The organism is Lachnospiraceae bacterium, from assembly GCA_022794035.1.
In the GTDB taxonomy this organism is placed as follows: Bacteria; Bacillota; Clostridia; order Lachnospirales; family Bianqueaceae; genus CALWPV01.
Window position 1 is genome coordinate 373,445 of the sequence record JAAWDX010000003.1, and the last position, 22,169, is coordinate 395,613.

Annotated in this window: 24 protein-coding genes; 12 read left to right on the plus strand and 12 right to left on the minus strand. The window is 47.1% G+C overall.

The features are described from left to right. Positions 1–16: 16 nt before the first annotated feature. The 7 genes from rpsD to truA all read left to right on the plus strand — a co-directional run bounded on the left by rpsD (position 17) and on the right by truA (position 5,714). Positions 17–646 (plus strand): 30S ribosomal protein S4, encoded by a 630-nt coding sequence (rpsD, locus tag HFE64_03655; GenBank protein ID MCI8632565.1) that lies wholly within the window; start codon positions 17–19, stop codon positions 644–646. A gap of 32 nt (positions 647–678) precedes the next feature. Beyond that, entirely contained in the window at positions 679–1,638 is a 960-nt protein-coding gene (locus HFE64_03660; protein MCI8632566.1) for a DNA-directed RNA polymerase subunit alpha, read from the plus strand. A 158-nt stretch (positions 1,639–1,796) separates the two neighbouring features. Then, complete coding sequence (gene rplQ, locus HFE64_03665; GenBank protein ID MCI8632567.1) at positions 1,797–2,333, plus strand: 50S ribosomal protein L17; 537 nt, start codon at positions 1,797–1,799, stop codon at positions 2,331–2,333. Between the two features lie 58 nt (positions 2,334–2,391). Continuing rightward, positions 2,392–3,243 carry an energy-coupling factor transporter ATPase gene (locus tag HFE64_03670; GenBank protein MCI8632568.1) on the plus strand — a complete coding sequence of 284 codons (852 nt, stop codon included), beginning with the start codon at positions 2,392–2,394 and terminating at the stop codon, positions 3,241–3,243. Continuing rightward, on the plus strand, positions 3,228–4,127 hold the full coding sequence (locus HFE64_03675; GenBank protein ID MCI8632569.1) for an energy-coupling factor transporter ATPase: 900 nt from the start codon (positions 3,228–3,230) through the stop codon (positions 4,125–4,127). Before HFE64_03670 ends, HFE64_03675 begins: the two co-directional genes overlap by 16 nt. Positions 4,128–4,131: 4 nt before the next feature. After that, entirely contained in the window at positions 4,132–4,965 is an 834-nt protein-coding gene (locus HFE64_03680; GenBank protein ID MCI8632570.1) for an energy-coupling factor transporter transmembrane protein EcfT, read from the plus strand. A gap of 11 nt (positions 4,966–4,976) precedes the next feature. Then, a complete protein-coding gene (truA, locus tag HFE64_03685; protein MCI8632571.1) occupies positions 4,977–5,714 on the plus strand; it encodes a tRNA pseudouridine(38-40) synthase TruA in 738 nt (245 codons plus the stop codon). Between the two features lie 20 nt (positions 5,715–5,734). Here the strand turns inward: truA and HFE64_03690 are convergent, their stop codons facing one another. Genes HFE64_03690 through HFE64_03700 form a run of 3 tightly spaced genes read right to left on the minus strand, consistent with a single transcriptional unit; the run spans position 5,735 to position 8,016 of the window. Then, on the minus strand, positions 5,735–6,520 hold the full coding sequence (locus HFE64_03690) for an ABC transporter permease subunit (GenBank protein ID MCI8632572.1): 786 nt from the start codon (positions 6,518–6,520) through the stop codon (positions 5,735–5,737). Beyond that, positions 6,517–7,398, minus strand: a complete 882-nt coding sequence (locus HFE64_03695) for an ABC transporter ATP-binding protein (GenBank protein ID MCI8632573.1) — start codon at positions 7,396–7,398, stop codon at positions 6,517–6,519. Before HFE64_03695 ends, HFE64_03690 begins: the two co-directional genes overlap by 4 nt. A 6-nt stretch (positions 7,399–7,404) precedes the next feature. Beyond that, entirely contained in the window at positions 7,405–8,016 is a 612-nt protein-coding gene (locus HFE64_03700; protein MCI8632574.1) for a TetR/AcrR family transcriptional regulator, read from the minus strand. Positions 8,017–8,288: 272 nt separating this feature from the next. On the opposite strand from HFE64_03700, the gene HFE64_03705 reads away from it, so the two are divergent. After that, entirely contained in the window at positions 8,289–9,344 is a 1,056-nt protein-coding gene (locus tag HFE64_03705; GenBank protein ID MCI8632575.1) for a winged helix-turn-helix transcriptional regulator, read from the plus strand. Here the strand turns inward: HFE64_03705 and HFE64_03710 are convergent. The 5 genes from HFE64_03710 to HFE64_03730 form a co-directional block, all read right to left on the minus strand. After that, positions 9,341–10,534 carry an aspartate aminotransferase family protein gene (locus tag HFE64_03710; GenBank protein MCI8632576.1) on the minus strand — a complete coding sequence of 398 codons (1,194 nt, stop codon included), beginning with the start codon at positions 10,532–10,534 and terminating at the stop codon, positions 9,341–9,343. The two genes, HFE64_03705 and HFE64_03710, sit on opposite strands and share 4 nt — an antisense overlap. Then, positions 10,531–11,409 carry an acetylglutamate kinase gene (gene argB, locus HFE64_03715; GenBank protein ID MCI8632577.1) on the minus strand — a complete coding sequence of 293 codons (879 nt, stop codon included), beginning with the start codon at positions 11,407–11,409 and terminating at the stop codon, positions 10,531–10,533. The genes HFE64_03710 and argB overlap by 4 nt, the downstream gene beginning before the upstream one ends. Before the next feature lie 38 nt (positions 11,410–11,447). Then, complete coding sequence (gene argJ / locus HFE64_03720; protein ID MCI8632578.1) at positions 11,448–12,668, minus strand: bifunctional glutamate N-acetyltransferase/amino-acid acetyltransferase ArgJ; 1,221 nt, start codon at positions 12,666–12,668, stop codon at positions 11,448–11,450. A gap of 70 nt (positions 12,669–12,738) precedes the next feature. Continuing rightward, positions 12,739–13,170, minus strand: coding sequence for a GNAT family N-acetyltransferase (locus HFE64_03725; protein MCI8632579.1), 432 nt, complete (start codon positions 13,168–13,170; stop codon positions 12,739–12,741). A 54-nt stretch (positions 13,171–13,224) separates the two neighbouring features. Next, entirely contained in the window at positions 13,225–14,265 is a 1,041-nt protein-coding gene (locus HFE64_03730; GenBank protein MCI8632580.1) for an N-acetyl-gamma-glutamyl-phosphate reductase, read from the minus strand. 180 nt (positions 14,266–14,445) lie between these two features. Here HFE64_03730 and HFE64_03735 point away from each other — a divergent pair, with 180 nt between their 5' ends. Further along, positions 14,446–15,318, plus strand: a complete 873-nt coding sequence (locus HFE64_03735; GenBank protein ID MCI8632581.1) for a DegV family protein — start codon at positions 14,446–14,448, stop codon at positions 15,316–15,318. A gap of 17 nt (positions 15,319–15,335) precedes the next feature. Next, positions 15,336–15,908: an acetyltransferase gene (locus HFE64_03740; protein MCI8632582.1), complete on the plus strand. Its 573-nt coding sequence runs from the start codon at positions 15,336–15,338 to the stop codon at positions 15,906–15,908. A 52-nt stretch (positions 15,909–15,960) separates the two neighbouring features. On the opposite strand, the gene HFE64_03745 is transcribed toward HFE64_03740, so the two are convergent. From HFE64_03745 to HFE64_03755, 3 genes are all read right to left on the minus strand, one after another. Further along, complete coding sequence (locus tag HFE64_03745) at positions 15,961–16,695, minus strand: nucleotidyl transferase AbiEii/AbiGii toxin family protein (GenBank protein MCI8632583.1); 735 nt, start codon at positions 16,693–16,695, stop codon at positions 15,961–15,963. Between the two features lie 10 nt (positions 16,696–16,705). Continuing rightward, positions 16,706–17,374: a helix-turn-helix domain-containing protein gene (locus HFE64_03750; protein MCI8632584.1), complete on the minus strand. Its 669-nt coding sequence runs from the start codon at positions 17,372–17,374 to the stop codon at positions 16,706–16,708. Positions 17,375–17,572: 198 nt separating this feature from the next. After that, positions 17,573–18,571, minus strand: a complete 999-nt coding sequence (locus HFE64_03755; GenBank protein MCI8632585.1) for a glycosidase — start codon at positions 18,569–18,571, stop codon at positions 17,573–17,575. A 194-nt stretch (positions 18,572–18,765) separates the two neighbouring features. Here HFE64_03755 and HFE64_03760 point away from each other — a divergent pair, with 194 nt between their 5' ends. Beyond that, a complete protein-coding gene (locus HFE64_03760) occupies positions 18,766–20,955 on the plus strand; it encodes a PQQ-binding-like beta-propeller repeat protein (protein ID MCI8632586.1) in 2,190 nt (729 codons plus the stop codon). A 17-nt stretch (positions 20,956–20,972) separates the two neighbouring features. Then, on the plus strand, positions 20,973–21,590 hold the full coding sequence (locus HFE64_03765) for a sugar O-acetyltransferase (GenBank protein ID MCI8632587.1): 618 nt from the start codon (positions 20,973–20,975) through the stop codon (positions 21,588–21,590). Positions 21,591–21,644: 54 nt separating this feature from the next. On the opposite strand, the gene HFE64_03770 is transcribed toward HFE64_03765, so the two are convergent. Further along, on the minus strand, positions 21,645–22,166 hold the full coding sequence (locus HFE64_03770) for an NUDIX domain-containing protein (protein MCI8632588.1): 522 nt from the start codon (positions 22,164–22,166) through the stop codon (positions 21,645–21,647). Positions 22,167–22,169 lie beyond the last annotated feature (3 nt).

Sequence of the window (22,169 nt, forward strand, 5' to 3'; positions counted from 1 at the left end):
GGAGGTATAGGAGAATATGGCAAGATATATTGGATCTGTATGCAGACTTTGCCGTCGTGAAGGCGAAAAGCTTTTCCTGAAAGGCGAGAGATGCTACAAGAGTGATAAATGCGCGGTAGAAAAGCGTGCGTATGCACCTGGTATGCATGGTCAGGCAAGAAAGAAGATGTCTGAGTACGGTATGCAGCTGCGTGAGAAGCAGAAAGCTAAAAGAATTTATGGAATTTTGGAAACACAGTTTCATAATTACTTTGTGACCGCAAGCGCTCAAAAGGGTATTGCCGGTGACAACCTGTTAAAGCTGCTGGAGCGTCGCTTAGATAATGTGGTTTATCGTGCAGGCTTTGGCCGTTCTCGCACAGAGGCTCGTCAGGTCATTCGTCATAATCATATTCAGGTAAATGGTAAGAAAGTGAACATTCCTTCTTATCAGGTAAAACCCGGTGATGTGATTACTTTGAAGGAAGGCTCTGTTTCTATGCAGCGCTTCAAAGACATTTTTGATACGACTGCCGGTCGTGTAATTCCTGAATGGATCGCAGTGGATCAGGAAAATGCCAAGATTAACGTGCAGGCAATCCCGACCCGTGAGCAGATTGAAATTCCGGTAAATGAAACGCTGATCGTCGAGTTGTATTCTAAATAATAAAGAGCTCTAGAGAGTGAAGGAGGTTCCCTGTGTTAGAATTTGAGAAGCCACGTATTGACGTGATGGATATCAGTGAAGACGGTACCTATGGCAAGTTTGTTGTCGAGCCTTTAGAGAGAGGCTATGGTACGACACTCGGAAATTCTCTCCGCAGAATTATGTTGTCATCGCTTCCAGGCGCAGCGATTTCCACAATCAAAATCGATGGTGTGCTCCATGAATTCTCAGTGATTCCTGGTGTGAAGGAAGATGTTTCTGAGATCATTCTGAATTTAAAAAATGTAGCGGTAAAGGCACATACAGAAAGCAATGAGCCTAAGACAGCCTACATTGAATATGAGGGTGAAGGAGTCATCAGAGCTAGGGATATTAAGATGGATCAGGACTATGAGATCATTAATCCTGATCAGGTGATTGCAACGCTGAGCGGCGGTCCGCAGTCGAAGCTGTTTATGGAACTGACCATCACAAAGGGCAGAGGCTATGTGGGCGCTGATAAGAATAAGGATGACAATCAGCCAATTGGCGTAATCGCGATTGATTCTTTATACACTCCCGTAGAGCGTGTAAATTTCATCGTTGAGAATACTCGTGTAGGTCAAATTACCGATTATGATAAATTGACGATGGAGATTTGGACCAACGGAACGATTAAGCCGGATGAAGCGGTTAGCCTGGCAGCAAAGGTTTTGAACGACCATCTGGCTCTGTTCATCGACCTTTCCGACAGCGCTAAAAATGCGGAAATTATGGTTGAAAAGGAAGAAGATCAGAAAGAGAAAGTCTTAACGATGACAATCGAAGAGATGGATCTGTCTGTTCGTTCTTATAACTGCTTGAAGAGAGCGGGTATTGATACTATTGAAGATCTGACCAACAAAACGGAAGATGAAATGATGAAAGTCCGTAATCTGGGACGCAAGTCCTTAGATGAGGTATTGAGCAAATTGCATGAGGTTGGGCTTTCCCTGAAGCCTCATGAAGAATAATGCTCAGCTTTTAGCAGAAATGCTGAAAGCAGTAGTATCTTATTTCTTTAGCCGGAGATAAGATCACGGTTTTGAGCTGCATTTGGTAGCCGTAAAGACCGGGGGCTCCGTCAAATTTGAGGAAGGCGGCGCCTTGTTGATCATAGGAGGATATTATAATGGCTGGATACAGAAAGCTTGGAAGAACCTCTTCTCAGCGAAAAGCACTGCTGCGCAATCAGGTGACGAACCTGTTATACCATGGCAGAATTACCACTACTGTTACTAAGGCAAAGGAAATTCGCCGCGAGGCAGAAAAGCTGATTACCTTAGCAATTCGTGAAAAGGATCATTATGAGACCGTTGAAGTAAATGTACGCGTTCCTAAGAAGGACAAAGATGGAAGAAGAGTAAAAGAAGTCGTAGACGGTAAGAAAGTGACCGTATATGAAGAGATCAAGAAAACGATCAAAAAGGATAGTCCTTCTCGTCTGCATGCAAGACGTCAGATGCTAAAAGTTTTTAACCCTGTTACCGAGGTACCGGCTGACGGTGTTAAAAAGAGAAGTTTGAGTAAGAAAGTTGACATGGTTGCTAAAATGTTTGATGAAGTAGCGCCTAAGTATGAAAATCGCAAAGGCGGGTATACCCGTATCATCAAAGTAGGTCCGAGAAAGGGCGACGGAGCTGAAGTAGCAATCATCGAATTAGTATAAAATGAAAAAGCAGGTCGGACTTCGGTCCTGCCTGCTTTTCTTCATCATGGAGGATGCAATGGAAGAAATGCTTCGCAGCGACAAGCTGGAATTTGCTTATGCGGCAGAGGAAGAGGAGAATGCGCAGCCCCCGGCGTTTGCTCTGCGCGGTGTGGACATGACGGTGAGACCGGGAGAATTTGTTGTGATCTTAGGACACAACGGTTCCGGCAAATCAACCTTTGCCCGTCATATCAATGCGCTGCTGCAGCCATCGGCAGGAACGCTTTGGGTTGAAGGTATGGATACAAAGCAAGAGGATAAGATATGGCTCATCCGGCAAAAGGCAGGGATGATTTTCCAAAACCCGGATAATCAGATGGTAGCATCCATTGTGGAAGAGGATGTGGCGTTTGGCCCTGAGAATTTGGGGATGCAGCCGGAAAAAATCCGCATGAACGTGAAGGAAGCATTAGAGGCCGTTGGCATGCTTTCACATCGAAAAAGCGTACCGACTCGCCTCTCAGGAGGACAGAAACAGAGAATTGCCATTGCCGGCGTGCTTGCCATGCGCCCAGAGTGTATTGTGCTCGATGAACCAACGGCTATGCTTGACCCTAAGGGGCGGCAGGAAGTCATGGAGACGCTTTGGAAATTAAATAAAGAAGAGAAGATTACAGTGATTCATATTACGCATTATATGGAAGAAGCCGTGCAGGCTGATCGGGTGATTGTGATGGATCACGGAAAAATTGTATTGGAAGGGACTCCCAAAGAGGTTTTTTCGCAGGTAGAGGAGCTTAAAAAATATGGCCTTGATGTGCCGCCCATGACAGAACTGGCATATCGGCTGCGTAAAGATGGATTGTCATTGCCGCAGGATATTTTGACGACGAAAGAAATGGTGGATGCTTTATGTCAATTGAAGTAAAGGACCTAACATATATCTATGAGCCAGGGACGCCGAATGAAAAGACGGCGCTGAAAAATGTAAATCTTACGATCCACGAAGGAGAATTTATCGGCATTATCGGGCATACCGGTTCGGGAAAATCCACACTGATCCAGCATTTGAACGGCCTGATTCAACCATCAAATGGCACGGTGCTCTGTGACGGTGAGGACATTTTCGCACCGCCGGCAATAGAAGAGGGTAAGGGATCGAAGAAAAAAGAAAGAGCCCGCAGGGCGGAAAAGTTAAAACGGATCCGGCAGAAGGTTGGATTGGTTTTTCAATATCCAGAGCATCAATTATTTGAGATGACAGTAGAGAAGGACATCGCCTTTGGTCCTAATAATATGGGACTCTCCGCAGAAGAGGTGAGTCTGAGAGTGGATGAGGCTATGCGCATGGTGGGGCTTAGCGAAGACTACAAACAAAAATCCCCGTTTGAGCTGTCCGGGGGACAAAAACGAAGAGTTGCCATTGCTGGTGTGCTTGCTATGAAGCCCGAATATTTAATCTTGGATGAACCGACTGCCGGATTGGATCCCAGGGGACGAGATGAGATTCTGGCACAGATCGAGTGGCTGCAGAAGGAGCAAAAGACAGCCGTGATTCTAGTCTCCCATAGTATGGAGGATGTAGCGAAACATGTGGACCGCATTATCGCCATGGGCGGCGGACAGGTGCGTTTTGACGGTACGCCGGCAGAGGTGTTTGCCCATGGAGACGAATTAAGAGAAATTGGGTTAGATATCCCACAGGTCACGCAGCTGGGCAATTTGCTGCGCGAAAATGGGTTTGAGCTTCCGGAAACCATTTTGAATATGGATCAGATGGAGGCATATCTGCTAAAAGTATTCAAGAGGTGATGCAATGCTGCGAGATATAACAATAGGACAATATTATGATGTGGATTCCGCAGTGCATCGGCTGGATCCGCGCACAAAGATTGTGGCAACCATGCTCTATATTATCGGTCTTTTCTGCATAAAGAATATGCTTGGCTTTGCAGTCGCCGCACTGGGGCTTTGGGGCGCGGTTAAGCTGACCAAAATCCCGTTTCGCTTCATTCTGCGGGGCCTAAAGACCATTATGATGCTTCTTTTATTTACCGTTGTTTTGAATATTTTTCTTGTGAAGGGAGATCCGATCTGGCAATGGGGCATCCTTTCTATCACGAAGCAAGGGCTTTATACAGCTGCTTTCATGGCGCTGCGTCTGATCCTGCTGATTATCGGCTGCTCTATGATGACGCTGACAACAACGCCTATCGAGCTCACAGACGGCTTAGAGCGCCTTCTGAGGCCTCTAAAAAGGATTAAAGTGCCAGTGCATGACATTGCTATGATGATGAGCATTGCGCTGCGTTTCATTCCTATATTATTAGAAGAGACCGATAAAATTATGAAGGCACAGACAGCCAGAGGCGCCGATTTTGAATCCGGCAGCCTGATCGTCAGGGCTAAGAGCCTGATCCCCGTACTAGTGCCGCTCTTCATTTCTGCTTTCCGCAGAGCGGACGAATTGGCGACGGCCATGGAGGCGCGCTGCTACCGGGGCGACGAGGGACGGACGAGGATGAAGGAACTCAAGTACGCCAAAGCCGACTACGCGGCCAAGGGGATCCTCATCGTATTCTTAGGTATTTTAATTTTTTCACGGTATCTGCCCAGCATCACCTCTGTGATCAGCAGGATCGTAGGATGAAAGAGGAAGCAATGAGAAAAGTAGCGTTAGAGCTTGGCTATGACGGATCCCGGTATGTGGGCTGGCAGAGGCAGGAAAATGGGATGAGCATCCAGCAGGCCATTGAAGATGCCATAGAGAAGCTTTTTCATGAAAAAGTGCATGTTATGGGATCGGGACGTACCGATGCCGGTGTGCATGCCAGGGGACAGGTAGCGGCTGTGGAGCTGCAGCATACGATTCCTGCAGAGCAACTGATGCGCGCGCTCAACGCTAATCTGCCTTCGGATATTCGCATCTATCGCGCCTGGGAGGCTGCTGCCGATTTTCATCCGCGGTTTCAGGCAAAACGCAAGACCTATGCCTATCGGTTTATACAGGCAGAGGTGATGCCGCCAGAATACAGGCGGTATTATACATTAATCAGAGGACCTTTAGACAGCCAAAAAATAAAGCAGGCCCTTCGGAGCCTGGAGGGAGAGCATGATTTTGCTGCTTTTCGTTCAGCCGGCGGCATGAATCTCTCTACAGTGCGCCGGATAGATAAAGCTGTGCTTTTAGCCAATGGCGAAGGACAGCGGATAGAAATAACGGGAAACGGTTTTTTGTATAATATGGTCCGCATTATTGCAGGGACGATGTTTGAGATTGGCAGAGGAAAACTGGAACCAGAGGTCGTAGAGCAGGCGCTGCGAAGCAAGCAGCGGGAAATTCTGGGTCCAACTGCTCCGCCGCAGGGATTGATGCTGATGCGAGTGGAATATGAGTAGAAGAGATTTTATATTTCTCACTAATGGATATCTTTTTTTGTGTATTTCAGATAAGCAATCATGATTCCACCAAGTCCTATGACTGCACCGATGGTAATCATTATACCGTCCAAGCTACCATTTGAAATAATATTGGCACCCTCGCAATATCCAAATGGTGTTATATATTTCAAGAAATCAACGACATCAGCAATGTTTGCAATTAGATTCAAAAAATACATTATTGCAGCAATGCCAAGTCCTACACTTGCACTGCCTTTGCGGAGGAATGCCGAGATAGCGAAGCAGATACCCGCAAGTTCAGTTTGTAGGAGATAATAAGCGAGATGGAGCAGACTGATTTCCCTCCAAGGAATTGCTTCACCGATAATGGCTATGGAGCCGATAGCAATAGTATAGATAATGATATTCATAGATGTGATTTGAATGAATGTGGCAATCAGCTTTTCTGTAATAATTCTTTTGCGGCTGACAGGATGAGTCAGCAGAAATTCGGCTGTTTTGTTCTTTTCTTCTTTGCTGAGAATACCGACGGCACAAAGAGATGCGTAAAATGCACCGCCAAGACCTAAAATATTGTCGCATTCAACAGTGTAAAATCCAATGAACGTTCCAAAGTTCAATTGATCCATACCGAATGCTTTGGTAAAAGAACCCATAGAGGCGAACATGTCAGTAATACTGTTCATCTGCCCCCTCATTTCTGGAAACAGAAAAATGCAGATTGCAAAAAGAAAGCCAATGGAAGCCGTCCATATTATAAAGGAAGTTTTGCCTTGCTTTAATTCATGTTTTACAAGTGTCATACTATTTTACCGTCGCTTTCATAATACTGTAAGAATACATCGTCAAGATCCGGCTCTGTAACCGTAAGGTCATCAATCTGACCTAAAGACAGAGTATGCAGTAAGGTGCCCATATCTCCACTGTAAAGAAAACTGACAGAGCCTTTCATTTCTTTTCTATCACGAATACCGCTTAGATGCTCAAGATCTACAATGCCGTGAACGGTAATGCGTTTTGTACTTGTTTGTGAGAGAATATCTACTCGGTTGCATGCTATTATTCTGCCGTCACGGATAATCGCCGCATGGGTACAGTTATGCTGAATTTCTGAGAGAATATGGCTGGATAAGAAAATTGTTGCACCTGCCTTATTTCTTTCTCGCAGAATGTCAAAAAACTCTTTCTGCATTAGCGGATCTAATCCACTGGTTGGCTCATCTAGAACAAGCAGCTTTGGCCGGTGTTGTAAAGCACAGACAATAGCTACTTTCTTTCTGTTACCCAAAGACAGATCATCAATTTTTCGGGTCGTATCAAGTTGTAAACGTTCACAAAGCAGTTTGGATTCATCAGTGCAATCTTTTTTCCTCAGATCGGCGGACAGCTTCAGGATATCTTTTACTTTCATTCCTTGGTAAAATAATGCCTCCGAGGGAAGGTAACCGATATCCTGCAAAATGGCTTTCTTTTCTTTTGTGATGTTTTTTCCCAATATCATTGCGCAGCCTGAGGTGGGGAGAATTAGTCCGAGAAGTGCCCGGATTGTCGTGGACTTTCCCGCACCATTTGGGCCGATGAAGCCAAAGAATTCGCCTTGTGTTACTGTCAGGTCAAGGTCAATGATACCTTTTATTTTACCATAGTATTTTGTGAGCTTTGTTGTTTTAATAATTTCCATATTCCATCACTCTTTCCGAAGATAGATACTCTTCCAAAAATTCATCAACTTTGAAAAGCCCCTTTCCATTTGTTCTATATTCACATTGCCACACTGAATCATCTCCCAAATATACCCTTCGGAAGCTAAATACATTTCACGGTACATCATCGGAATATCCAATCCGGGAATAAACTGCTCTGGATCCATATTCAGCCGTGTTTTATCCGCCTTCAGATTAAAGTATCTGTGGTAGCTTTCCTGCACAGCAGCGGAAATATCTGCATCCTTTTCATAAAAGGCTTTGATGGTGAAGTTGGCCATATCGGGATAGAGATGAATCATTTCCAGCTTAGCTCGCATTCCTTTTTCCATGCTTGCGAACAGGTGCTTTTGTTCGTAACAGCCATATTTTGTCAGATAGTCGATGGTGGTCTTTGCACATTTGTCCCATAAAAACATATACAGCTCTTTTTTGTTGTGAAAGTAATGAAAGAGCAAGGATTTGCTGATTCCGGCAGCATCTGCAATTTCACTCATAGGACTGTTTTTATAAGAGTTTTGAGAAAATATCCGATATCCTGCGTTTATGATAGCCTGCTGCTTTTCTGCGGGCAATGAAAAGAACTTTTCGTTCATAGCATAACCTCCGTTAACCGAATCGATCAATTTTATTTTAATTCTATTGACCGATTTTGAGAAGCCCCTTTCAGAAAATTTTGCTGGTAACTGAGGAAATATGAATTCTGCAGTTCTGCATTTTCATTTGGCGAATTTTTCCAGGTCTCTTTTTATTTTGCAAAAACCGCGCTTTAGGCTAGAAATTTACAGATAGATGAGATATAATAGCCGTATATAATTCACAAAATGAATAGTTTTATGGAAGTGTGAAAATTGAGAGAGGAAAAATGATGAAAAGTAAATTTCGAAAGGCGCCGGGCCTGCTGTATGATTGGATATCGATGTTTACGCTGAAGCTGAATGAAAGAGAGAAGTGGGTGCAGTATGTGGTCAGAGCGGGGAACGAAGCGGAGGATCTGGCATATATTTCATATTGGCTGCAGCGCTTTCCTGAGCCGGATGAAATATTGAAGCTCTTCTTTTATTTGCCTGACCGAATGACGCAGAGCTGCTTAATGCAGGTTTTTAGTGCCGCTATGCGGCAAACAGAGGGACGCATGGAGGCAGCGCAGCTATGGGAAACCATAGGCGACGTTTCAAAGATGAAGGAAGCGGTGGCACAATATTATTTGAAATACTCGGTGCAGGGTTTGAAGCTGGAGGAAATAGGAGAGATCATTCGCCATAGTAAGCTGGCAGGAGAGATTCAGTTTTTGTTACTGGAGTTTTTCTTAAATCCGTCCATTTTTGTTGCAAGTCTTCAAAGATGGGGGAAGGAATACTATGAAGAAATGGAAAGCGTGTACCGGGAAGCGGCCAATAGTATATTAAAGTGGCAGGAAAGCGTTGGCGAGGAGGAGCTGCGGGCATGCTTCTTTTATATGCATAATGAAAAGAAGCGCGCCCATCAAAAGCTGCTGGCAGGTCTTGACAGGCTTGTATATTCTGTGACGGTGATTATGAAGAATACGCTGCTGATCGATATAGGATCCAGGCAGGGAGCGGCCGGCTGGGCCCTATTGGGCACGCAATATGATCAAATGATTAAACGGCACAAAGAAAACAAGCTGATCATGGATCAGCTTGGCAACGCGGCAGGAGATCGAAATCGGACTGCCATTATTGAATATATTGTAGCCGAAGGGGAAAAGACCAGCGCTGATATTGCTAAAAAGCTGGGGATGGCGCCCAATACGGCTGCCTATCATCTGGAGGTTATGAGAAAAGCGAGGCTCTTAAACAGTCATAACAAAGGAAAGAGCACCTATTTCTGGATTAACCCCGATGCCTGCCTGATGGCTGCCAATGTATTTCAGCGCTGGGCCAGAGGAAAAGCAGAGGATTAAGGCAGGCTTTTCTCTAATTTTTGGATCATTTCATCGACGTGGCTTTCTGTGATGATGAGCGGAGGAACAAGGCGGAGCACATTGCCTCCGGCAGAAATGACAATGAGGCCATTTTCCAAAGCTTTTTTACATATGTCGCCAACAGGAAACGCAGGATCTACGACAAGGCCCTGCATGAGCCCCATGCCGCGCCGGCCGGTTAGGCAGCTATGCCGGGAAACCAGCTGGTCAAGCTGAGATTCCAGATAGGGCGTGAGCGCTTGTACATGCTCGAAGATCCGATCCTGCTCAAAAATAGAGAGAACCTTGGACACGGCAGCGCACGCGAATGGGTTGCCACCATAGGTGGTGCCGTGATCGCCTGGTGCGAGAGAGGCCTTTGAAAGCTTTTCATTCAGCAGGAAGGCACCAACCGGGATGCCGCCTCCGAGCGCCTTGGCGCAGGTGATGATATCAGGCTGAATCCCATAAACCTCATAAGCGAAGGCATGGCCGGTGCGGCCTAGTCCGCACTGAATTTCATCGAGGATGAGCACGAGGTCGTGTTCATCGCACAGTGCGCGCAGCCCCTGCAGGAAGGAGGGATCTGCGGGATAGATGCCGCCTTCACCCTGAATGGTCTCGACGATGATGGCGCAGGTGCGGTCATTAATCTGCGCTTTAACACTGTCGAGGTCATTGAACAGGGCAAATTTGACGCCGGCCATCAATGGCTCAAAGGGCTCGCGGTAATGATCGGTGCCTGTTACGGAGAGCGCGCCGATGCTGCGGCCATGGAAGGAATGCTGCATGGCAATGATCTCATGGCCTGCATGTCCTGTTTTTTGATAAGCGTATTTTTTGGCAGCCTTTAGCGCCCCCTCAATGGCCTCGGTGCCGCTGTTGGTGAAGAAAACGCGGTGCATATGGCTCAGCGCCAGCAGCTTTGTGCCAGCGTCAATGGAGGGCTGATGATAGTAGAGATTGGACGTGTGAAGCAGCTTGTCAATCTGCGCCTTCAGCGCTTCGTCATAGCCGGGATAGTGATAGCCAAGCGCGCACACGGCAATGCCGGCGGCAAAATCGAGATAGGCCTTGCCGTCCGTATCATACAGATAGCAGCCCTGGCCGTGGTCTAATACAATAGGGAAGCGCGTGTAGGTATGGAGCAGTGTGTGTTCTGCCTCGTTGATTTGCTGAAGCTGTGTCATGAGTCAAGCTCCTTTCGTAAAATGGCAGTGCCGATGCCCTTGTTGGTGAAAATTTCTAAGAGCAGGCTGTGAGGAATGCGGCCATCTAAAATATGGACGCGGTTTACGCCGTTTTCAATGGCAGCGATGCAGTTGTGCAGCTTGGGGATCATGCCGCCGCCGACAAAACCGTCTTCGATCAGCCGAGCTGCCTCTGAAACGCAGAGCTCGGAGATCAGCGTAGAGGGATCGTCCTTATCACGGTAGACGCCCTCAATATCAGTTAAAAAGGTAAGCTTTTCAGCGTGGACGGCTTCTGCCACGGCACAGGCAGCATCATCGGCATTGATGTTGTAGGTCTGAAAATTCTCATCGAGTCCGATGGGGCAAACGATGGGCAGGCAGTCATCAGCCAGCAGATCCAAAAGCAGCTTAGGATTGACATGGGTAATCTCGCCAACATAGCCGATATTCTGGCCGGCAGACAGCTTTTTCTGAACAGTGAGCAGGCCGCCGTCCTTGCCGCTGATGCCGACCGCATGAACGCCCAGCGCCTGTACAAGGGTGACGAGCTCTTTGTTGACTTTACCCAGCACCATCTCGGCAATTTCCATGGTCTCTGCATCGGTTACGCGCAGACCATTGACAAACTGCGGCTCTTTTCCCACCTTAGAGACCCAGCGGCTGATTTCCTTGCCGCCGCCATGGACAATGATGGGCTTAAAGCCGGTAAGTTTAAGCAAAACAACGTCTTGAATGACGTTCTTTTTTAATTCAGGATCCACCATGGCGCTGCCGCCATATTTCACAACCACGATCTTGCGGTTGAAGCGCTGGATATAAGGCAGGGCTTCAATGAGCACCTGAGCCTTATCCAGATATTCTTGATTGATCATTGTATTTTTCCTTTCTGTTTTGGTATTGCCTTTAAGGATTAAGAGCGGTAGTCGGCGTTGATTTTTACATAATCATAGGTTAAGTCGCAGCCCCAGGCTGTAGCGCAGGCAGAGCCCATTTTAATATCGGCGATGGCAGTGACAGCCGGCTGCGAGAGGATCCGGGTGGCCTCTTCTTCGCTGTAATCCAGTGCCACGCCGTCTTTTACCAGCTGGATTTGCCCGGCAGCGCTTTCAAAGAAAAGATCAACCTGCTGCGGATCAAAGGAGGCGCCGGAATACCCCATTGCGCAGAGGATGCGTCCCCAATTGGCATCATGTCCGTAAATCGCCGCCTTCGTGAGATTGGAAGTGATCACAGCCTTGCTCAGAAGCTTAGCCTGCTCCTTGCTCTCAGCGCCGATAACCTTTACTTCAAACAAGGCCGTAGCGCCCTCGCCGTCGCCGGCCATCTGCTTGGCCAGTGTTTCATTTACAAAATGCAGCGCCTCACAAAACAGCAGGTAATCTGCATTTTTTTCGCAGATCTGCGGATTGCCGGCCAGGCCATTGGCCAGCAGCAAACAGGTATCATTGGTGGAGGTATCGCCGTCAACGGAAATCATATTGTAGGTATCCTCCACATCATTTTGCAGCGCCTCCAGCAGCAGTGCCTGCGAGATCGCCGCGTCGGTAGTGATAAAGCTCAGCATCGTGCACATATTCGGATGAATCATGCCCGATCCCTTGCACATCCCGCCGATCGTAACCGTATGGCCGCTCAGCGTAAGCTGCACAGCGACCTCCTTTTCATGCGTATCGGTCGTCATAATCGCCAGTGCTGCCTGATGGCCGCTAGCGAGATCCTCAGAAAGCTGCGGTGCCATAGCCTGAATGCCACTGGCAATACGATCCATCGGCAGCTGCTTGCCGATCACCCCAGTGGAGGCCACCAGCACCTGATGCATGTCGATGCCCAGCTGCACGCCAGCAGCTTCCGCCGTGAGGCGGCAGTACTCCATGCCCTCCGAGCCGGTGCATGCATTGGCAATACCGGCATTGATCACCACAGCCTGCGCCGTGCCCTGCTGCACAATCTGCTGATCCCACAGCACAGGAGCCGCCTTGACAAGATTGCGCGTAAACGTGCCCGCTGCATGACAGGGCGCCTGACTATAGATCATGGCCATATCCTGCCGGTTCTGATATTTGATGCCGGCCGCTGTACTGGCGGCCGAAAAGCCCTGTGCGGCCGTAACGCCGCCCTGTATCTGTTTCATGTTATTTCTCCATTCATAAGTAGTATATAGCGCCGCTAAGCGGCAAAAGGATGGTTGCTTTGCCTTAGGGTCACGGAACAAAGTCGGTGTGGTTTTGCGGATTCAGATTGCATTCATAATAATTCACGTCGTCGCGCTGCTGCCAGCCCAGCCCCTGCCAGAAGCGGTTGCCTACGGCATTATTTTGGAAGGCAATGAGATTGACCTTATTGATTCCCTCTTTTTTCAGAGCCTCGAGGCAGGCCTGCACCATCTGCTGACCGATGCCCTGCTTACGGTACGCTTCGTGAACGCATACATGATAGAGACAGGCTCTGCGCCCGTCGTGGCCGCAGAGGATGGCGCCTATGATCTTATGGTCCTGCACGGCCACCATGCTGGTGGTAGGGTTGCGGCGGATAAAGGCCTCTATGCCTTCTTTGGAATCATCTAAGGTGCGGATGCCAAAGCCGTGGATCGAAAGCCAAAGGGCGTGTACCTCTTCATAATCGGCCATGGTCATGATGCGGATGGTCAGTTTGTGTTGATTTGCTATGCTCATGATGCACCTCAAGGCTTACGGGAACATGGGGACGGCAGTCAGGCCCTCAGTTTCCTCTAAGCCAAACAGTAGGTTCATATTTTGAACGGCTTGTCCGGCAGCGCCTTTGATGAGATTGTCCATAGCGCCCATCATGATAATCCGGTTAGTACGAGGATCGATTTTGAAATTGACATCTACAAAATTGCTGCCCTCTACCCAGCGGGTCTGTGGGCAGGCATCCTTCGGCAGTACCCGTACAAAAAACTCATGATCGTAGGCCTGATCATAGACGGCCTTTACCTCTTCATAGCTGACGGTCTTGGTTAGCGTAGCATAGGCCGTGACAAGAATGCCGCGGTTCATAGGGACAAGATGGGGCGTAAAGCTGAGGGTCAGCGGCATGCCAGCGGCAAGGCTGAGCTGATCCTCTATTTCCGGCGTATGCCGGTGGGTTGCTACGCCGTAGGCCTTGATATTTTCGTTGACCTCGCAGAATAGGTTATCCAGTTTGGCGGAGCGGCCGGCGCCGGAGGTGCCGGATTTGGCATCGATGATGATGCTCTGAGGATCGATGAGGCCGGCCTTTAACAAGGGGTAGATCGAGAGGATGGAGCAGGTAGGATAACAGCCGGGATTGGCGATGAGCCGTGCATTTTGGATGGCAGCCCGGTTGAGTTCGCACAGACCATAGACGGCTTCAGGGACAAATTGAGGCGCTCCATGGGTAAGGCCGTACCATTTTTCATATTTTGCCACATCCTGAATACGGAAATCGGCGCTTAGATCAATGATTTTGACTTTGGAAAGCAGCGCTTCGCTTACCAGGGAGGAGCAGAGCCCCTGAGGAGTGGCCGTGAAAATGACATCAACCGCATCGGCCATTTTCTCTATATTGTCATCCAGACAGGCGGCGTCTACCAGCTGAAAAAAGTTTTGATAGACCTTGGCGTAGGGCTCATCGACATAGCTGTGAGACCCATACCAGACAATCTCTGCATCTTTATGCTGCAGCAACAATCGTACAATTTCAGAACCGGCATAGCCAGTTGCACCAATAATGCCTACTTTTATCATAATTGAAGAAATCTCCTTTGAAATGTGATTGCATTATTATACATCTAAAATGAATATTATGCAATAGTAAAGATGGTAAAATGTGTGGTTTACAAAAGGAAATAATTGAGGTAAAATAAACAGATCATACTGCCGTTTGAAAGAAATGGATCAAGCGCAGTCACGAATAAGGAGTAGTATATGGCAAAAGTTGCGATCATAACAGACAGCAATAGCGGAATTACACAAAAAGAGAGCAGAGAGCTGGGGATCGAAGTCGTGCCCATGCCCTTTTATATAGACGGTAAGCTGTATTTTGAGGATATCTCGCTGACGCAGGAAGAATTTTATCAGCGTTTAGAGCAGGAAGCGGAGATTTCCACCTCACAGCCGGCGCCGGGGGATGTGATAGATCTTTGGAAAAAGGTACTGAAAAATTATGATCAGATTATACATATCCCGATGTCAAGCGGTCTTAGCAGCGCCTGTGAGACGGCGCATATGCTGGCGGAGGATTTTGACGGCCGGGTGCAGGTGGTAAACAATCAGCGCATCTCGGTTACGCAGAGACAGTCGGTGCTGGATGCGATTACGCTGGCAGCGATGGGGGCTGATGCGCTGACAATTAAGCAAAGGCTTGAAGAAACTAAGTTTGATTCCAGTATTTATATTACAGTGGAGACGCTGAAATATCTGAAAAAGGGCGGACGGATTACGCCGGCCGGCGCTGCGCTGGGGACGATTTTAAATATCAAGCCGGTGCTGCAGATTCAGGGCGGCAAGCTGGACGCGTATGCGAAAACGCGCGGGATGAAGGCGGCGCGCAAGGTCATGATTGAGGCGATGAAAAAGGATATGGAAGCCCGCTTTGCGCAGATGTATCAAAAGGGCGAGATGAGACTGCAGATTGCCTATAGCGGAGCCGATGATGCTGCGGCGCAGGACTGGAAGAGGGAGTTGTCGGCAGCTTTTCCGGGACATCATTTTGATATGTCGCCGCTGTCGCTGAGCGTTGCCTGTCATATCGGGGCCGGGGCACTGGCTGTGGCCTGTGCCAGAAAGCTTTCCGGCTGATGAGCGCAAAGGCTGATATGAAAATAGAAGCAATTGCAGCAGAGGGAGATATTCAGATTCGAAAGATGCAGGGCAGTGCTGCCGACTTTACCTTGTTTTTAAAATGGATGACCGATCCGGAAACGATGCGGTACTGGGATGGCATGCATACGCACTACACCTATGAGAAGGTAGCAAAGAAATATCAGGAGCATCTTGATGAGCATGTGACGCAGTGCATGATAGTCTACCGGCAGCGGGAGATCGGATATTGTCAGTTTTATACCCTGACTCCTGCAGAGTATGAGATTTCGGAGGAGGATTTTTTTCGCTTTGTAGCCCCCTCTGAGAAAGTATATGGGATCGATATTTTTTTAGGAGAGACGGCATATCGTGATCGAGGGATAGGAACTAAAGCACTGAAGCTGCTTATGAAGGCTTTATTTAGCCGGTATCATGCGGATGTGCTCATGATAGATCCTAAAACGCATAATCACAGAGCGATCCGCTGTTACCATAACTGTGGATTTGAGGACTATTTTGTAGCGCCTCAAAGGGAAGAGCAGGATGGTGTGCTGTATGATTCACTGATAATGGGATGCCGTATATAAAAAGGCGATGGGATAATACCCATCGCCTTTTGCTGATGTTAAATATGTTTTATTATTTAGGCTCCTGTTCATCCTTGGGGAGAATATCTTTAATATATGCTTTTACTTTTTGGTAGATTTCCTCGAAGGGTGGTTTGGTTACGTCACCTGTGAAACGGAATTTTTCATAAGAATGTCTTAAATCATCAGGTCTATAAAGAAAACCTTGAAAGCTATCTAAAGTTCTTTTGCTGTGCTGCAGAGCATTTAAAACGTTTAAGGAGTTAAATTTGAAAATCTTGGAAATATAGTACAAATCTACGACATCCTTTATTCTGCGGAATACCTTGTCAGTAGAGATTGCTGCGATTTTATCAGATACCATCTGTAACGGAGAAATCCCACAAAAACGAATTCCTTCTATTTCGTAGATTTTTGTAGGTGAAAGGGGTCTGTTTACATCAATATCCATTGTAAAAAGAACTTCAGCGGTAGAGCGTTCAATTAGTTCAAAGCCAGCGGAGCGGTTTTCTCCATACATTCTGTATAAGCGTATATCCAAATCTAAATCGATATCACTTTTTTCAATTGCCCTTTGTAAAGCGTCTACCATCTGATTAGCTGATGGCGCAGTGTCTGAGTTCCAATTAGCATCGATGTCGACAGTATGGCGCATTTCATCATCATAACCGGCTTCAAGTAAGCAGGCCCTTAAAACCATTGAGCCTTTGAAGCTAATGGGAATATTACTGTCGTATATAGCTTTCATAACCATATACATTATTTTTTCTTCTGCTGATATATTCAAAGCAATTACCTCAACTTGTGTAATACTCTATTGCATCACTTGCCAATTTTTCAAATCTATCCTGATGCTCAGGAGCAATGAAAATACCATCAAAGTTGTCTCCATTGGCATAATAGTATCTGCTAATCGCTTCAGTAATACCTTGCATATCTAAGATAGATTCATTGGCAAAAGCATCATATATTGTCCTGTTAAAATCAGTATACAGTAATCCATTTTTGCTTTTTATATAATAAGAGCTGATATGATTTCCAAGTAGAACAACACCGTTAAACCGCGTAACAGAGTCATCGCCGTAAACCCATACGATATATTCATCACTGCGACCGCCAAAGCTGCCTTGACACATAAGTGCTTCGTCTAATGCAAACACAGTGGATTCGCCAAGACATTTGTGGACGGCTTTTAACCAGGAAATGGCGCCTATATGATCACTTCGTTTTGGAAGGTCACGTTTTTGGGGATCATATTTGGGCAAGGACACAGTCTTGCGGTTAATCAAGTCCTCCTTTATACGCTGCTCCAATAGATTCATAATATATTCAGGCGGGTTGCGCATACCCGTTTCCCAATTTTGAATAGTACGAAAAGGGATATTATATCTAGCGGCAAATTCACTTTGGGTATCTCCAAGTCGTATTCTCATTTCGCGAATATTCATAGTTATCACCTCACTCATATTATACACTCAATGGGTGTATTAATCAATAGTTTCCCAAAAGCGTTATTGAGTATTCATTTTTTTAAAATAGCAGGCAATCGCTATGGAGAGGTGTAACAAGTGCTCGTAGTGTAAAAATCACCTTTCTATTATGTAAAATGACTATATAATAGAAAGGTGATTTTATGTCTAGCTGAGATTTTAACAGCTATGCCCTTAATCAAGCGCAAGCGGATGCGCTTTCATATAAGAAAGCAGTTCATCAACCGTTGTAAAGGCAAGGCCCGTGACAGTATCGGCACAGCCGTAATAGATGGCAATGCGGCCGCTGGCTGCGTCCGTCAGAGCAGCACAGGGAAAGGTAACATTCGGCACATCGCCGGTCAGCTCATACAGCTCCTGCGGGCCCAAAATGTAATACGCAGAGCGTTCCTTTACCTTCCAAGGCTCATCAATATCAAGTAGGGCGCATCCCATACGATAAACAAAGCCGTTGCAGGTATTGATTACGCCGTGATAAATCAGCAGCCAGCCCTCATCAGTTTCAATAGGAATAGGACCGGGGCCGATTTTTTTCGATTGCCATGCAGAAGCATCGCCATTCACCGTGCCCATCACATACCGATGCTTGCCCCAGTAGGTCAGATCAGGGCTGACGCTATAAAAGATATCGCCAAAAGGGGTATGGCCCGTATCGCTGGGGCGACTCAGCATAGCGTACTGGCCGTGAATTTTGCGCGGAAAAAGAACGCCGTTCCGATTATAAGGAAGAAACGCATTTTCCAGCTGATGGAAGGTCTTAAAATCCGTTGTATAGCCGATGCCGATGGTCGGGCCATGATAGCCATTGCACCAGGTGATATAATATTTGCCATCCATATAGCAAACGCGCGGATCATAGCGGTATTCACGCCTGGTAATTTCAGGATCCTCCCCTTCAAATACAATTGGCTGCGGCTCAATATTCCAATGGATGCCATCCCGGCTAAAGCCGGGGAAAATGTCCATGCTGACTGCCTTGCTGTCGCAGCGGAAAACGCCGGCAAAGCCATCTCCAAACGGTACAACAGCCGAATTAAAGATACTGTTGGAGCTAGGGATAGCGTCACGCCGGATGATGGGATTCTCTGTATAGCGCCAAACAGGCATGGAATATCCCTCTGGTTTATCCTGCCAGGGAATATTAGGTAAAGCTTGTCCAATGATATGACTCATCATAACCTCCTAGTCGTATTCTAGCGTAGCTAACTGCCTTTATTATACTATAGCGGGAAGGGGAGTACAATGTTTTGATGCAATATCTTTTTTGAAATCGAGAAAGCAGAGGGAAAGATCAAGAAATTATCAACTTCATTCTGTACTTTTTCGACAGGAACTGCTATAATGCCCTCAAAGGAGATGAAAAAGCTATGTGGAAACTAATCGTGTTGCTTCTTTTAGCTGCAGCCGCCGCGTTTGTCGGTGTATCGGAGCATAAAAGAAGGGAAAAAGCAAGGGCGCGGGCCAAGGAGCGCAGAGAAAAAAGACAAGCTTCATTAGCGGCCGCCGCCGAATCCAAAAGGAAAGCTTTTAAAAATGAACAGGACGAGGATGAGCAAGAAGACGCAGAGCTTTCATTCGATCAAACAGAGGAGAAAGCCCCTATAGAACCGGCAGCCGAAGAAAAAGAAATGCCGGCGGAGGAGAGCGAAAGCCTGCAGGAGATGGAGGAAAAGAAACCGGAAGCCGCAGCTCCCGCTAGAAAAAGAACCGGTACTATAGAAGAGTCAGCGCTGGATGTATTGATGAACGCAGACGAGGACGGGGAAAAAGAAGAAAAGCCGGTTAAAAAAATAAAGGTTTTGGCATGGGCCGTCGGTGGTGTGGCCTGTATTGCTGTTTGCGCTTTGGCGCTGGTATTTTTATTTAAATCTGGCAGCAGCAAGCCTATAGTCAGTGCCAATGGGGAAGGCACTACATCAGAAATAAGCGAAGCTGCTTCCGGCATTGTATCGAATAGCTTTGAGGATTCTGATGCAGAAGAAAGTACGCCGCCGGTTCCGGTGTTTACCCATTTAAATGAGGAGCCGCACGCCGTCGAGCAGACGCAGCCAGCGGCATGGGGCATGAACTGGGAGATTTTAAATGGAGCCTCGGAGGCACTGGAATCCTACCAAAGACCAGAGGCAATTTCATTTGCAGATCCCTCTGCTTATTTTGCATTACCGGGCATCCCTACCTTCCGGGGAAACCCATATCGGAATGACGCCAGCTATGGAACAGCGTCATTAACAGAAAAACGGTTTTCTGAAGTCGTATGGTCGCAGGGAACAGGCTCCATCCCGACAAGCGATGGGACCAGCTCCTGGACAGGTAGCGGATGGACAGGGCAGCCGCTGATTGTAGAGTGGGATGCACAGACGCGCCGTAATATGAATTTGTACGAAGATAAAAAGAATCAGGAAAGCCTGACCGAAGTCATCTATGCTACGCTGGATGGTACGATTTATTTCATGGATCTGCAGGACGGCAGCTATACACGGGATCCTCTTTATATTGGCATGACCTTTAAAGGGGCAGGGGCGCTGGATCCGAGAGGGTATCCGCTCATGTATGTAGGTTCCGGAGACTATACGGTAGAGGGTACGGCGCCGAAGATGTTTATTATCAGTTTAATTGACGGCAGTATTTTATATACCTATGGCGATTATGATCCGGCAGCGCTGCGTTCGTGGTGTGCCTTTGATTCCTCGCCGTTGGTGGATGCTCAGACCGATACGCTGATCTGGCCGGGTGAAAACGGCATTTTATACACGATTAAGCTTAATTCTGTTTATGATGCGGAGGCCGGGACTATGACGATTGCCCCGGAGCAGACGGTAAGGACGCGGTATACATCGGGGCGTTCCGGTTCCGGTTCGTATTGGCTGGGATATGAATGCAGCGTGAGCGTGATCGATCATTATGCGTACCTTTCTGAAAACGGCGGTATGTTTTATTGTATTGATCTCAATACGATGCAGCTGATTTGGGCGCAGGATACCAAGGACGATTCGAATTCAACGCCGGTAGCAGAGCTGGATGCGGCAACAGGACGCGGATATATCTATACAGCGCCGTCGCTTCATTGGACAGCTTCTGACGGGTATGGCAGCATTTCTATCTATAAGCTGGATGCTGTCACCGGTGAAGTGATCTGGAAAAATGATTATAACTGCGCAACAGTGGACGGTGTTTCCGGTGGCGTACAGGCCACGCCCGTGCTGGGAAGAAAAGGATCGGATATTGAAAATTTGATTATCTATCCGATTGCGAGAACGCCCGATGTGTGGAGCGGTGTGCTAGTGGCACTGGATAAGAATACAGGAAATGAAGCATGGCGTCTCAATATGGATTACTATGCATGGAGTTCACCGGTTGCCGTATATAATGAAGAAGGCAAAGGGTGCCTTGTACTTTTTGATTCAGAAGGCAATGGATTTTTGTTGGAAGGAACGACCGGACGCATACTGGATCAGATCAATGTAGGCTCTCTGGTGGAGGCCTCACCGGCGGTGTATGGCAATAGGCTTATTGTGGGCACCAGAGGCCAGCGGATCTGTGCAGTAGATTTGAAATAAAAGATGGAGAGTACTGAATGAGTCAGATGAAGGACAGAATGCATACAGGGGAGCTGTATCTTCCCTATGATCCCGAGATCCATGCCTTGCAGGTGGAATGTCTGGATCGCCTGTATGCATTTAATCAGACGCGGCCCACTGAAGAAGAGAAGCGAAGGACGATGCTGAAGCAAATGTTTGCCGAGATCGGCGAAAACTGCTATATCGAGCCGCCCTTTCATGCTAATTTCGGTGGTCTGCATGTGCATTTTGGAAATAGTATTTATGCTAATTTCAACCTAACGTGTGTAGATGATACGCATATCTATGTCGGCGATTATACGATGATTGGTCCTAATGTGACGATCGCAACAGCTGGACACCCCATTTTGCCGGCGCTGCGGGAAAAGGCCTACCAGTATAATGCGCCTGTCCATATCGGCAGGAATTGCTGGATCGGGGCTGGTGCGATCATTTTACCCGGGATTACGATCGGGGATGATGTTGTGATTGGAGCAGGCAGTGTTGTGACCAAAGATCTGCCCTCCGGTGTCATTGCCGTAGGAAATCCCTGCAGAATTCTGCGGGAGATCAATGATCACGATAAACAATATTATTTTAAAGACAGAAAAATTGCAGATTTGGATAACGAATAAAAAGGAAAGAGCGCCGCAGCAAATGCGGCGCTCTCTCTGAATCATAGGGCGATTTTATAGTGTACGATGACAACCATACTGGTTTTTCATATCAAAGAATAGCTGAATGAGGCTTTTATGATATGGGATGAAGGTGCCTTCCTCTAATTTCTGGCATATTTCCGCAAAGGAGGCCCATTTTACCTGTTTTACCTCCTCATACTGCAAATGGAGCTGCTCCAGCGATATTTCTTTTTCAAATAGATAGATATCGTCAAAGCCAGTATCGAAATTGATTGTTAAATGCGGACGGACATTTTGCAGATTGACCTTCAATCCGAGTTCTTCAAATAATTCCCGCTCAAGAGCCGTCTGGCTTGTATCGCCGGCTATAGCGCTTCCACCAACGGTGATATCCCACATGTTTGGCCAGCCAGCTTTAAAGGGCTGCCTCTGCTGAATGAGCATTTCTTCTTTCGCATTAAAGATGCAGGCATGCACCACTAAATGATATGTTTCGGCTTCAAAGGGATCTCCTCTGCGCATAGTCTTATTTAATTTGATCCTGTCACGGTTATATACATCCCACAGTTCCATTTT